We start from the raw sequence: 12,226 nt of genomic DNA, 5'->3' as shown, positions 1-12,226 counted from the left end.
CACCCCATCACGACCGCCTGTACGGCACGGAGCCCGACTTGTACTTCACCGATCGCGGCATCGAGGAGCTGGAGAAGCGGCGCGGCGAGGAGGAGGTCACTTTCGAGTGGCTCGCCGAGCAGCTGCGCACCTTCGTCGACCTGAACCCGGACTTCGAGGTCCCGGTGGAACGCCTGGCCACCTGGCTGGCCCGCCTGGACGACGACGAGGAAGAGGACGAGTAGCCGGGGCCCGGGCCCCGGTGCCCGTCACGACCAAGGGGCCCCGCCGCTGCCGGCGGGGCCCTTTCGTCGGTCAGCGCGGCGGGCGGGCCCGGTCGTACGCCAGGGACAGCGCGCCGTGGGTGACCAGCAGTGCGCCCGCCGTCAGCCAGCCCGGGCTGCGGCGCCGGGCCGCCCAGAGCAGCAGGGGGGCGCCCGCCGCCAGTTGGGCGGCGCCCAGGCGCCGGGCCTTCGGGCCGCGGACCCACGGGCCCAGGGGGCCGTCTTCCAGCACGTCCAGCTCCGCCCGCACCGCGTCGCGCCAGCCCGACCACTCCACCGTCTCGGCGCCGGGCGCGACCCGGGCCGCCTCCCGTAGCCGGTCGGCGGGCTCGCCGGGGGCCAGTCCGGCGGGCAGTGCCAGGCCGGCCCGGGCCAGGAGCGCGATCAGCCCGAGCAGCCGGGCGGCGCCGTCCGCGGCGTCGTCGGGGCGGGTGAGCCGCTCCAGGTCCTCCAGGTCCAGTACGGGGTCCAGCCCGAGCCGCACCGCCAGCACCCGCATGGCGTCCGCCTCGCCGACCGGCCGGCCGGCCGGGTCCCATTCGTACACGGCGGGCCGCCGGAAGCCCGATGCCAGCGCGAAGCCGGTGTGGCCGCCCTCCCACCACAGGCTCAGCACCGGCCAGTTGGCGCCGATCGCGAGCGCCGAGCCCCAGCCCGACAGCACCTCGGCCGCGGACTCTTCGCCGCCGAGCCATGGCTTGCCCTCCGGGACCAGCGCACTCCACTCGCCGGCGGGGGCGAGCAGCAGGCGTTCGCGCAGGAGGTGTGCGGCGGGGCGGGCGACGAGCGGCTCGGTGCGGCAGAGCAGCAGGCCGCCCGCCGTGGTCTGAGAGATCGGCATGTCCCACACGCTAAGGCAAATCGCAGTAGAGCATCGTAAGTCGGGCGTAAAGGGATGCGGCATCGCGCTTGACTTCCCCCATCCGCGATATATCGTGTTCCCCAGAAGACGCGATATGTTGCGTGCGTCGAGACCTTACGCCGAGGAGGATCAGCAACCATGGCTGAGCAGAAGACGTGGTCGGTCGCCGAACCGCAGAAGATCACCTTCGACGAGCCGGTGACCGAGGTCCGCGTCCGCGTGGCCGGCGGCACCGTCAACGTCGTCGCCGCGGCCGCCGCCGACGAGGAATCGGCCCGCCTGGAGGTGGCCGAGGTCGACGGACCGCCCCTGCACGTCGTGCAGGAGGACGGCGTCCTCACCGTCTCCTACGAGGACCTGCCCTGGAATGGTTCCCAGGGCTTCAAGAAGTGGTTCGAGGGCAAGCCGTGGAAGGCCTGGTCCGCCTCCGACTCCGGCCACAAGGCCTGGGAGCGCAGCGCGACGGTCACCCTCACCGTCCCCGCCGCCACCCGCGTCCAGCTGGCCACCGTCAGCGCCACGGTCTTCGTCTCCGGCATCAGCGGCGACACCGACGTCAACGGGGTCTCCGGCGACGCCACGCTGGTCGGCCTGTCCGGCAAGGTCAAGACGCACACCGTCTCCGGCGGCGTCGAGGCCCAGTCCGTGACCGGCGGCCTCGGCTTCCACTCCGTCTCCGGCGGACTGACCGTGGTCGACGGCGCGGGCGGCAGCGTACGGGCCGACTCGGTCAGCGGCGACATGCTCATCGACCTGGCCCTCGAAGAGGCCGAGCCGCGCCCGGTGGACATCGTCCTGAACTCCGTCTCCGGCCAGGTCGCCATCCGGCTGCCGCACCCGGCCGACGCCCGCGTCGAGGCCAACACCGCCACCGGCGGCGTCTCCAACGCCTTCGAGGACCTGCGGGTCTCCGGCCAGCTGGGCACCAAGCGGATCACCGGCACGCTGGGCGCGGGCACCGGCACGCTGCGCGCCACCACCGTCTCGGGCTCGATCGCGCTGCTCCGCCGGCCGCAGGCCGACGCCCCGGCCGCCGAAACCCCGCTCGCACTCGACAAGAAGGTGCTCTGACATGCCGCCCGTCTTCGCCCACGGCCGCCTCCGCCTCTACCTCCTCAAGCTGCTGGACGAGGCCCCGCGCCACGGGTACGAGGTGATCCGCCTGCTGGAGGAGCGCTTCGAGGGCCTGTACGCGCCCTCCGCGGGCACCGTGTACCCGCGCCTGGCCAAGCTGGAGGCCGAGGGGCTGGTCACGTACGCCACCGAGGGCGGGCGCAAGGTCTACTCCATCACCGAGGCGGGCCGCGCCGAACTGGCCGACCGCGGCGGCGAACTGGCCGACCTGGAGCTGGAGATCCGCGACTCGGTCTCCGAGCTGGCCGCCGAGATCCGCGCCGACGTGAGCGGCGCGGCGGGCGACCTGCGGCGCGAGATGCGGGCCGCGGCCAGCGCGTCGGCGACGCAGGTGGAGGACGAGTCCTGGAAGGCGGCCAAGGAGGAGCTCCGCAAGGCCAGGCAGGAGTGGAAGGAGCAGGCGCGGCGGGCGAAGGACGAGAGCCGCCGGGCCCGCGAGGAGGCCCAGCAGGCCCGCCGCCAGGCCAAGGAGGCGCAGGAGCGGGCCCGCGAGGAGGTCCAGCGCATCGCCGGCCAGCTGCAGGAGCAGTTCGCCAAGTCGGGCGGGGTCCTGGGCAGTCTGGCCGGAGCCTGGCTCGGCGGCACCGGGGGCACCTCCGCGCCGACCGCGTCCACGCCCGAGGCGGCCCCCGCCGCCGACTGGGCCGAGGACCTGACCCCGACCGGGGACCCGGTGCGGGACCTGGACCGGCTGCTGGACCGCTTCCGCGACGAGGTCCGCGACGCGGCCCGCGACCACGGCGTGACCCCGGCCCAGCTGGCCGAGTCCCGCGCCCACCTGGCCGCCGCGGCGGCGCGCCTCACCGCCGCCCTCCGCACGCGCTAGCGCCGGGGCCGTCAGGACGTGCTAGCGCCGGGGTCGTCAGGCCGCCAGGCCCGTTTCCGCCGTCGCGTAGGTGACGCCGTGGTCCGCCAGGACCTCGGCGGGAGTGCCCGGGCGGGACAGGAGCGCCAGCAGCAGGTGCAGCGTCGAGATGTGGCGGTCGCCCCGGCCCACGGCGATGCGCAGCGACTGCTCCAGCACCTTCTTCGCACCCTGGGCGAAGGGGACGTGCCGGGTGTCGGACTCCGGACGGCCGAGGGCCGAGCGGAGCGAGGAGCCCAGGGTGCGCCGGCGCGGGGCCGCCGAGGCCAGGGCGCCTTCGCCGTGGTTCTCCTCGACCCGGGAGACGATCTCCCCGAGGTCGATGCCGAGGCCGGCCAAGGCCTCCTCGTCCGCCCGGGACATGCCGCCCCGGCGGCGGGCGGCGGCCAGGTCCGCGCCCATCGCGGCCCGGTCGACGCCCAGGGGGTCCAGCGCGCCCTGGGCGAGCAGGGCGAGGAGCACGTGTTCCTCGGTGACCGTGGCGGCCCGCGCCCGGCGGGCCTCGGTGACCGCGCCCGTCACGGTGTCACGGGCAGCGGCGGTGAAGCGCTCGAACATCAAAGCCTCCCGTACTTCTTGTGCACGGCCTGCCGGCTGACGCCCAGCTCGGCCGCGATGTCCTGCCAGGACCACCCCTGCGCGCGGGCACTGCGTACCTGTACGCCCTCCAGCTGCTCCAGCAGTCTGCGCAGGGCGGCCACGGCACGCAGGCCCACGCGCGGGTCGCGGTCTCCGGCCCGTTCGGCGAGATCGGTGGCTTCCGTCATGTATGTCAATGTAGGTTGACACGCGGGAGATGTCAACCTCGGTTGACACATGGATCCGGGGCCGGGCCGGGCCGTCAGACGGTCAGGACCACCTTGCCGAACAGGTCGCCCGACTCCAGCTTCTGGAAGCCCTCCCGGGCCCGGTCCAGGGGCAGCACCTCGTCGATCACCGGCCGGACGCCCGTCGCGGCGCAGAAGGACAGCAGGTCCTCCAGCTCGTCCTTCGAGCCCATCGTCGAGCCGACCACCTTGAGCTCCAGGAAGAAGATCCGGGTCAGCTCCGCGTGCGCCGGACGGTCGCCGCTGGTCGCGCCCGAGATGACCAGGGTGCCGCCCGGCCGCAGGGACTTGATCGAGTGCGACCAGGTGGCGGCGCCGACCGTCTCGATCACCGCGTCCACCCGCTGCGGCAGCCGCGCGCCGGGCTCGTACGCCTCCACGGCGCCGAGCTCCACCGCCCGCTTGCGCTTGGCTTCGTCCCGGCTCGTGGCGAAGACCCGCAGGCCGGCCGCCTTGCCCAGGGCGATCGCGGCGGTCGCGACACCGCCGCCGGCTCCCTGGACGAGCACGGAGTCGCCGGGGCGGACGCCCGCGTTGGTGAAGAGCATGCGGTACGCGGTCAGCCAGGCGGTCGGCAGGCAGGCGGCCTCCTCGAAGGACAGCTCGGCGGGCTTGCGCAGGACGTTCCAGGCGGGGACGGTCACCTGCTCGGCGAAGGTGCCCTGGTAACGCTCGGTCAGGATCGAGCGGGGCTCGTCGGGGCCCACCCCGTGGCCGCTCTGGCCGATCACCGAGTGCAGGACGACCTCGTTGCCGTCCTGGTCGATCCCGGCGGCGTCGCAGCCCAGGATCATCGGAAGTTTCTCCTCGCCGAGGCCGACTCCGCGCAGCGACCACAGGTCGTGGTGGTTGAGCGAGGCGGCCTTGACGTTCACGGTCACCCAGCCGGGGCGGGCCTCGGGGGCCGGGCGCTCGCCCAGCTCAAGGCCGCGCAGCGGCTGGTCACGGTCGATTCTGGCGGCATAGGCAGCGAACATGCGGCCAGAGGCTACCGTCCGGTAGCCCAAGTCGGCCAGGGGCCCCGATCCGGCGGAGTGTCCGAACGGAATGAGTTGTACGGTCCTCAACCACCTGCCGTACCAGTTGGTTTGCCTACTCCCGGGTCACAAGCGGAACGTCGAGAACGATCCACGATCGGGGGTAACATTCAAGCCATGCGGCGCGCTCGTCATGAGCCTGTCATCTTTTCCGCATTCTCCGATTCCGGACGGCACGACCCCTCCCCGCTCGGGGGCGGGGAGGGTGCGCCAACCGTCCGAATGCGAAGGAGGCCCGGCCGGATCACTCCGGCCGGACCTCCACCCGTACAGCTCAGCTCACCTCGGCTCGGCGCTCAGGCCAGGCGGGCCACACCGTCGGCCTTGGCCGCCGCCGCGACGGCCGCGGCGACCGCCTCGGCCACGCGCGGGTCGAAGGGCGACGGGATCACGTAGTCGGCGGCGAGCTCGTCACCCACGACACCGGCGATGGCGTCGGCGGCGGCGATCTTCATGCCTTCGGTGATCCGCGTGGCGCGGACCTTCAGCGCGCCCGCGAAGATGCCCGGGAACGCCAGCACGTTGTTGATCTGGTTCGGGAAGTCCGAACGGCCCGTGGCCACGACCGCCGCGTACTTGTGCGCGACGTCCGGGTGGACCTCCGGGTTCGGGTTGGCCATGGCGAAGACGAACGCGTCCTTCGCCATCGAGGCCACCGCGGCCTCGGGGACCGTGCCGCCGGAGACGCCGATGAAGACGTCCGCGCCGGCCAGGGCCTTCTCCAGCGAGCCGGCCTGGCCCGTCTTGTTCGTCAGGCCCGCGATCTCCGCCTTGACGTCCGTCAGGTCGGAGCGGTCGGCCGAGACGACGCCCTTGCGGTCGGTGACGCAGACGTCGCCGATGCCCGCGTCGACCAGGATCTTGGCGATGGCGATGCCCGCCGCGCCGGCGCCCGAGATCACGGCGCGCAGGTCGCCGAGCGTGCGCCCGGTGAGCTTCGCGGCGTTGCGCAGGGCGGCCAGCGTCACGATCGCCGTGCCGTGCTGGTCGTCGTGGAAGATCGGGATGTCCAGGGCTTCCTGGAGCCGACGCTCGATCTCGAAGCAGCGGGGGGCGGAGATGTCCTCCAGGTTCACCCCGCCGAAGGACGGCGCCAGACGGATGACCGTCTCGACGATCTCGTCCGTGTCCTTGGTGGCGAGCGCGATGGGCACCGCGTCCACGCCGCCGAACTGCTTGAACAGAATGGCCTTGCCCTCCATCACGGGGAGGGAGGCCTCGGGTCCGATGTCACCGAGTCCGAGCACGGCCGTGCCGTCGGTGACGACGGCGACCACGTTGGACTTCCAGGTGTACTCGTTGACGAGCTCCGGCTGCTCCGCAATGGCGGTGCACACCTTCGCCACGCCGGGCGTGTACGCCAGGGACAGGTCGTCCGAGTTGTTGACCGGCACAGTGGCCTGGATTGCCATCTTGCCGCCCCGGTGCAGCGCGAACACCGCGTCCGGGTTGTTGTCCGTAACGGTGTCGCTGCGAGGGTTGACGATCTCCGCTGCCACTTTGTGTGACCCCTTAAGTCCTTTGAATCGTTGAGGGTGGCCACTCCTGGTTAAGGGGTGGGCGGGCACCGCGTCCGTACTCCGCATCGACGGTTGGCCCGTCTCCGCGAAGGGGAGGTTCGTACGCGCGGGCGCGCCGCACGCGCGCCCTGAGCCCCGGATGAGGGGTGTAAGGATCTGTTCTACCTGAAGAACGCTCACCCAGACGAGTCGATTCCTGCTCGACCATAGGCCGCTTGTCCCGGTTTTGGCTAAAAGTCCAAACCTCTCTGTCCAATGGGCGAGACGCGCCGCAAATAGTGAGCCCAAAAGACCTGGTCACGGGGGTTTGTGCGGTCTGGAGGGGCCTTGTCCGCAGTCCTGTTGGGAGGCCGGGGGTGTCCGTTATCTGATTTTGACCTGATGAGCAGCCTGAATGCGTCAGTCCGAATGGCAAGATGCCGTAATCACACAAGGTCGCGACACTCGATGGTGCGTGTCCCGACCGTTCTCGGATGCTTTTCCACCAGCCGGAGGAACCAGCTCATGACCGCAAGCACCACCCGTCGTACGACCGCCGCCCGGTCCCGGATCGCCGCGGTCGGTGCGATCGCGGTCGCCGGCGCCCTGATCCTCACCGGCTGTGGCGACCAGACCGACAACTCCTCCTCGACCCCTTCGGGCAACGCGAACAGCGCACCGCTGTTCTCCAAGCTCCCGGAGAAGATCCAGAAGGCCGGTGTCATCAAGGTCGGCACGGACGCGGCGTACGCCCCGATGGAGTACACCGAGGGTGGAAAGATCGTCGGTGTCGACCCCGACATCGCCGACGCGCTGGCCAAGCAGCTCGGTGTGAAGTTCCAGTTCACCTCCGGCACCTTCGACGGCCTGATCACCTCGCTGGAGACCGGCCGCCAGGACGTCGCGATGTCGTCGATCTCCGACAACAAGAAGCGCCAGGAGGGCCTGGACGACAAGGGCGCCAAGATCGGCAAGGGCGTCGACTTCGTCGACTACTTCTCCTCCGGCGTCTCGCTCATCGTCAAGAAGGGCAACCCGCAGAACATCAAGTCCCTCGAGGACCTGTGCGGCAAGACGGTCGCCGTCCAGCGCGGCACCATCTACGAGGACACCTTCAAGGCGCAGGCCGAGAAGTGCGGTGACAAGAAGCTCACCATCGAGGCCTTCGACACCGACGCCGAGGCCCAGACCCGCGTCAAGGCCGGCGGCGCCGTGGCCGACATGAACGACTTCCCGGTCGCCGCGTACATCGCGAAGACCTCCGGCGGCGGCAACGACTTCGAGGTCGGCGGCCAGCAGAGCGACGTGGGCCTCTTCGGCATCGCGGTCTCCAAGGACAACACGCAGCTGCGCGACGCCCTCAAGGAAGCTCTCGACGCCACCATCAAGGACGGCTCCTACGCCAAGGTCCTGGAGAAGTGGAACGTCAAGGACAGCGCCGTTCAGTCCGCGACGGTCAACGCAGGCAAGTAGCCCGAGCGCTCCACTGAAGGGCAGTCGTTGTGACTGACAAGATCGACAAGGGTCCGGCTGCGACTCCGCCGGCCGGACCCGACGCCTCGGGCAACCCCTACGAGGCCATCAAGGCAATCCCCGTACGCCACTACGGCCGCTGGATCAGCGCCGTGGTCGTCGCCGTGCTGCTCGGCTGGCTGATCTACGCCTTCTCGCAGGGCAAGGTCATCTGGGCGACGGTCGGCGACAAGCTGTTCGACCCCTCGGTGATCGCCGGTCTCGGCAACACCGTGATCATCAGCATCACCTCGATGGCGCTGGGCCTGGTGCTCGGCATCCTCTTCGCGGTGATGCGGCTCTCGAACAACCCGGTCACGAGCTTCGTGTCCTGGCTGTACATCTGGTTCTTCCGCGGCACCCCGGTCTACGTGCAGCTGCTGGTGTGGTTCAGCCTCCCGCTGATCTTCCAGTACATCAACCTGGGTCCGATCTACAAGAACGAGACCGTCGACGTCATGACGCCGTTCATGGTCGCCCTGCTGGGCCTCGGCCTGAACGAGGGCGCCTACATGGCGGAGATCGTCCGGGCCGGCATCCAGTCCGTCGACGAGGGCCAGAGCGAGGCCTCGCACGCGCTCGGCATGACCCGGACGCAGACCATGCGCCGCGTGGTGCTCCCGCAGGCGATGCGCGTGATCATCCCGCCGACCGGCAACGAGTTCATCAACATGCTGAAGACCTCGTCCCTGGTCTCGGCGGTGCAGTACACCGAGCTCCTGCGGGCCAGCTCCAACATCGGCAGCACGGCCGGCGCGGTGATCGAGATGTACTTCGTCGCCTCCATCTGGTACCTGGCTCTGACCAGCGTGTTCAGCGTCGGCCAGTACTACCTGGAGCGCCGCTACGCCCGCGGTTCGCTGCGCAGCCTGCCCCCCACGCCGCTTCAGCGACTGAAGGCCAACCTGAACATGTTCCGCCGTACGGAGGTGGCGAAGTGACCGCCCAGCCGATGGTCAAGGCCGAAGGCGTCCACAAGTCGTACGGCGCCGCCCACATCCTGCGCGGCATCGACCTCGAGGTCGCCCCCCGCGAGGTCTTCTGCCTGGTCGGCCCGTCCGGCTCCGGCAAGTCGACCTTCCTGCGGTGCATCAACCACCTGGAGCGCATCAACGCCGGCCGGCTCTCGGTCGACGGCCAGCTGGTGGGCTACAAGCAGAAGGGCGACAAGCTCTACGAGCTGAAGGACAGCGAGGTCGCGGCCCAGCGCCGGGACATCGGCATGGTCTTCCAGCGCTTCAACCTCTTCCCGCACATGACGGCCATCGAGAACGTCATGGAAGCCCCGGTCATGGTCAAGGGCGAGTCCAAGGCGGTGGCGCGCGAGCGCGCCGTACGCCTCCTGGACCGCGTCGGCCTCGGCGACAAGGGCGGGAACTACCCCACCCAGCTCTCCGGCGGCCAGCAGCAGCGCGTGGCCATCGCCCGTGCGCTCGCCATGGAGCCGAAGCTGATGCTCTTCGACGAGCCCACGTCGGCGCTCGACCCGGAGCTGGTGGGTGACGTCCTGGACGTCATGCGCGGTCTCGCCGAGGACGGCATGACCATGATCGTGGTCACCCACGAGATGGGCTTCGCCCGCGAGGTCGGCGACAACCTCGTCTTCATGGACGGCGGCGTGGTCGTCGAGTCGGGCAACCCGCGCGACGTGCTCGGCAACCCGCAGCACGACCGGACGAAGGCGTTCCTGTCCAAGGTGCTCTAGCCGGCGCCGCGTGTACGTGGGTGAGGGGCGGTACGGATTCCCGTACCGCCCCTCACCACGTCCGGGGCCGGGTCCTACTTCAGACCCAGGACCAGCGCGTCCGAGGGGGAGCGCCAGACCGTACGGGCCTCCGCGAAGCCCGCCGCGCGCAGCGTGGCCGCGTGCCAGTCGGCGGGCGGGGTGTCACCGTCCGCGTGCTCGCCGTAGATCTCGAAGCGGCGCTTCGTCGGCTCGGCGAGCGCCGGGTCGGCGGCGGCCACGGCCCACCAGTCGGCCCAGTCGAGCGCACCGGCCCCGCGGGCCCGGTCCATGCCGGCGTGCCGGTGGGCGCGCTCGGCGGCGTTGATCCGCGGGGTGGCCGGGTCGGGCATGTGGTCGGCGTTCATGAACACCCCGCCGGGACGCACCAGCGGCGCCAGCTGCCCGTACAGCACGGCCAGGTCCTCGCTGTGCAGCCAGTGCAGGGCGGTCGCCGTCAGGACCGCGTCGTACGTGTCGTACGGGAGGGCCGCGCGCCAGTGCGGGTCCTTGAGGTCGGCCGTGACGAAAGTGACCCGGGAGTCCCCCGCGAAGTGGCCCCGGGCGATGGTCAACAGTGCGGGGTCGAGATCGACTCCCGTACTGGTGGAATCCGGGAACCGGCGCAGGAGCCGGTCCGTGATACTTCCCGTACCGCACGCGAGATCCAGCACCCGGGGGGTGGGTCCCACCAGCGCCTCGGCCATGTCCAGCATCACCCGGAACCGCTCCTCGCGGTCGGGCATGTACCACTCCTGTTGGCGGTCCCAGCTGTCCTGCCAGGCCTGCCAGTCGTGTCCGTCGGCCGCCTCGGTGCTCCGCCCGGTCGCACCGGTCACCGCGTCTGCCATCCTGCACCCCTCCGTGCGTAATACCCTCGAATACGTATCAGCCGTTACCCAGACACTAATCCGCAGCCGTAAGGACTACAAGTGGAACTGGCCCATTACTCGGACTACGCCGTGCGCCTGGTCAACACCGAGGAGCCGGCCCGCAACAAGGACTCGCTCACCTCGGTGGACGCCGTCCGCGCCCTGTTCGGCGCCAGCGTGCAGATGGCCCGGCGCGTCACCGACACGGACGTCACCCGCTTCCGCAACGTCCGCGGCCGGCTGCGCTCCGTCTTCGAGGCCGCCGACAGCGGCGACCACGTCCTCGCCGTCGACCTGCTGAACTCCCTGCTCATGGAGTTCCCCGTCAGCCCCCAGGTCTCCGGCCACGAGACCCTCGGCGAGCACGGCGGCCCCAACTGGCACATCCACCTCGCCGACCACCCCTCCAACGCCTCCGCCGGCTACGCCGCGATCGCGTCCATGGGGCTGGCCTTCCACCTCACCGAGCACGGCCCCGACCGCCTCGGCCTCTGCCAGGCTCCGCCGTGCCGCAACGCCTACCTCGACACCTCCACCAACCGCTCCCGGCGCTACTGCTCCGACCGCTGCGCCACCCGCGCCAACGTCGCCGCCTACCGCGCCCGCAAGCGGCTGGAGGCCGATGCGTCCGCCCACAGCGGCCGCAGCGCCGACACCGCCCAGGAGGCCCGGGCCCTGAGCGAGCGCTGATCCACCGCGCGCGGCCGGAAGCGCAGCACCGCCGTCGCCAGCACCAGTTCCGCGGGCACCGCCCCGTAGACGGTGCTGTCGCCGGTCTCGTTGTACGGGTTGTCGCCCAGCACCCACCAGCCGCCCGGCCGGCGCTCCGCCGCCCGCTTGACCACCAACAGGTCCTGCTGGAAGGGGTGGCGCAGCACGACCACGTCCCCCGGCCGCACGACGGCCCCGTAGCGGACCAGCAGCCGGTCCCCGTGGAGCAGCGTCGGGACCATGGAGGGACCCGTCACCTCCAGCACCTCGAACCGCGGCCGCGAGCGCCTGTTCTCCACCATGTCCGACCTCCTCCTCTCTCCCGCATGCTGCCGCACGTTCCCGTACATTCGCTCACCGGCAGCGACACGGCGCTGGACTTTTGTCCCAAGCCTCTGGGGGCGACCGCGAAATCGTCTTTCTCACGGAGTAATCTCCCCCTTGAGAAGACGATCACGAGGAGGACAAACTCCATGCTTTCCCGCCTCTTCGCCCCCAAGGCGAAGGTCTCCGCCCACTGCGATCTTCCGTGCGGCGTGTACGACCCTGCCCAGGCCCGCATCGAGGCCGAGTCCGTCAAGGCCGTACAGGAGAAGTACCAGGCCAACGACGACGCCGACTTCCGCGCGCGCGCCATCACCATCAAGGAGCAGCGCGCCGAGCTCGCGAAGCACCACGTCTCGGTGCTGTGGAGCGACTACTTCAAGCCGCCGCACTTCGAGAAGTACCCGCAGCTGCACACCCTGGTCAACGACACCCTGAAGGCCCTCTCGGCCGCCAAGGCGTCGAACGACCCGGCGACCGGCCAGAAGGCCCTCGAGCTCATCGCCGAGATCGACCGCATCTTCTGGGAGACCAAGGCCGCCTGATCCAGGGCGTCCTCGGCGTACGACAACGGCCCGACCGCTCCCGCGGCCGGGC

The 12,226-nt window shown here is 70.7% G+C and carries 15 protein-coding genes; 8 read left to right on the top strand and 7 right to left on the bottom strand.

What is annotated here, in order from left to right; translation table 11 throughout:
* Positions 1-38: 38 nt before the first annotated feature.
* Positions 39-224 carry a DUF6104 family protein gene (locus tag ACFWBF_RS07190; protein ID WP_328719461.1) on the top strand — a complete coding sequence of 62 codons (186 nt, stop codon included), beginning with the start codon at positions 39-41 and terminating at the stop codon, positions 222-224.
* A gap of 70 nt (positions 225-294) precedes the next feature.
* Here the strand turns inward: ACFWBF_RS07190 and ACFWBF_RS07185 are convergent, their stop codons facing one another.
* Positions 295-1,098 (bottom strand): hypothetical protein, encoded by an 804-nt coding sequence (locus ACFWBF_RS07185; protein WP_385596774.1) that lies wholly within the window; start codon positions 1,096-1,098, stop codon positions 295-297.
* 165 nt (positions 1,099-1,263) lie between these two features.
* Between ACFWBF_RS07185 and ACFWBF_RS07180 the strand changes: the two genes are divergently transcribed.
* Both ACFWBF_RS07180 and ACFWBF_RS07175 read left to right on the top strand, forming a co-directional pair.
* Complete coding sequence (locus ACFWBF_RS07180) at positions 1,264-2,196, top strand: DUF4097 domain-containing protein (RefSeq protein WP_385596510.1); 933 nt, start codon at positions 1,264-1,266, stop codon at positions 2,194-2,196.
* 1 nt (position 2,197) lies between these two features.
* Positions 2,198-3,085: a helix-turn-helix transcriptional regulator gene (locus ACFWBF_RS07175; RefSeq protein ID WP_385596507.1), complete on the top strand. Its 888-nt coding sequence runs from the start codon at positions 2,198-2,200 to the stop codon at positions 3,083-3,085.
* A gap of 36 nt (positions 3,086-3,121) precedes the next feature.
* Here ACFWBF_RS07175 and ACFWBF_RS07170 read toward each other — a convergent pair whose 3' ends face one another.
* From ACFWBF_RS07170 to ACFWBF_RS07155, 4 genes are all read right to left on the bottom strand, one after another.
* A complete protein-coding gene (locus ACFWBF_RS07170; protein ID WP_385596504.1) occupies positions 3,122-3,682 on the bottom strand; it encodes a Clp protease N-terminal domain-containing protein in 561 nt (186 codons plus the stop codon).
* Positions 3,682-3,891: a helix-turn-helix domain-containing protein gene (locus tag ACFWBF_RS07165; RefSeq protein WP_385228056.1), complete on the bottom strand. Its 210-nt coding sequence runs from the start codon at positions 3,889-3,891 to the stop codon at positions 3,682-3,684. Before ACFWBF_RS07165 ends, ACFWBF_RS07170 begins: the two co-directional genes overlap by 1 nt.
* Before the next feature lie 74 nt (positions 3,892-3,965).
* A complete protein-coding gene (locus ACFWBF_RS07160; RefSeq protein WP_385596500.1) occupies positions 3,966-4,928 on the bottom strand; it encodes a zinc-binding dehydrogenase in 963 nt (320 codons plus the stop codon).
* 356 nt (positions 4,929-5,284) lie between these two features.
* Complete coding sequence (locus ACFWBF_RS07155; protein ID WP_385596497.1) at positions 5,285-6,487, bottom strand: NADP-dependent malic enzyme; 1,203 nt, start codon at positions 6,485-6,487, stop codon at positions 5,285-5,287.
* 525 nt (positions 6,488-7,012) lie between these two features.
* Here ACFWBF_RS07155 and ACFWBF_RS07150 point away from each other — a divergent pair.
* Genes ACFWBF_RS07150 through ACFWBF_RS07140 form a run of 3 tightly spaced genes read left to right on the top strand, consistent with a single transcriptional unit; the run spans position 7,013 to position 9,704 of the window.
* Positions 7,013-7,960, top strand: a complete 948-nt coding sequence (locus ACFWBF_RS07150) for an ABC transporter substrate-binding protein (RefSeq protein ID WP_385596494.1) — start codon at positions 7,013-7,015, stop codon at positions 7,958-7,960.
* Between the two features lie 29 nt (positions 7,961-7,989).
* Positions 7,990-8,940, top strand: coding sequence for an amino acid ABC transporter permease (locus tag ACFWBF_RS07145; protein WP_385596492.1), 951 nt, complete (start codon positions 7,990-7,992; stop codon positions 8,938-8,940).
* A gap of 11 nt (positions 8,941-8,951) precedes the next feature.
* Positions 8,952-9,704: an amino acid ABC transporter ATP-binding protein gene (locus ACFWBF_RS07140; RefSeq protein WP_272263541.1), complete on the top strand. Its 753-nt coding sequence runs from the start codon at positions 8,952-8,954 to the stop codon at positions 9,702-9,704.
* 74 nt (positions 9,705-9,778) lie between these two features.
* Here ACFWBF_RS07140 and ACFWBF_RS07135 read toward each other — a convergent pair whose 3' ends face one another.
* Positions 9,779-10,573 carry a class I SAM-dependent methyltransferase gene (locus ACFWBF_RS07135; RefSeq protein WP_385596489.1) on the bottom strand — a complete coding sequence of 265 codons (795 nt, stop codon included), beginning with the start codon at positions 10,571-10,573 and terminating at the stop codon, positions 9,779-9,781.
* A gap of 81 nt (positions 10,574-10,654) precedes the next feature.
* On the opposite strand from ACFWBF_RS07135, the gene ACFWBF_RS07130 reads away from it, so the two are divergent.
* Complete coding sequence (locus ACFWBF_RS07130) at positions 10,655-11,284, top strand: CGNR zinc finger domain-containing protein (RefSeq protein WP_385596486.1); 630 nt, start codon at positions 10,655-10,657, stop codon at positions 11,282-11,284.
* Here ACFWBF_RS07130 and sodX read toward each other — a convergent pair.
* Complete coding sequence (gene sodX / locus ACFWBF_RS07125) at positions 11,188-11,655, bottom strand: nickel-type superoxide dismutase maturation protease (protein WP_385596482.1); 468 nt, start codon at positions 11,653-11,655, stop codon at positions 11,188-11,190. The two genes, ACFWBF_RS07130 and sodX, sit on opposite strands and share 97 nt — an antisense overlap.
* Before the next feature lie 123 nt (positions 11,656-11,778).
* Between sodX and sodN the strand changes: the two genes are divergently transcribed.
* On the top strand, positions 11,779-12,174 hold the full coding sequence (gene sodN / locus ACFWBF_RS07120) for a superoxide dismutase, Ni (RefSeq protein ID WP_136215065.1): 396 nt from the start codon (positions 11,779-11,781) through the stop codon (positions 12,172-12,174).
* Positions 12,175-12,226 lie beyond the last annotated feature (52 nt).

Source organism: Streptomyces sp. NPDC060028 (assembly GCF_042736725.1).
GTDB lineage: Bacteria > Actinomycetota > Actinomycetes > Streptomycetales > Streptomycetaceae > Streptomyces.
The sequence above is the reverse complement of the archived record's forward strand: the minus strand, read 5'-3'. Positions and strand labels throughout refer to the sequence as shown.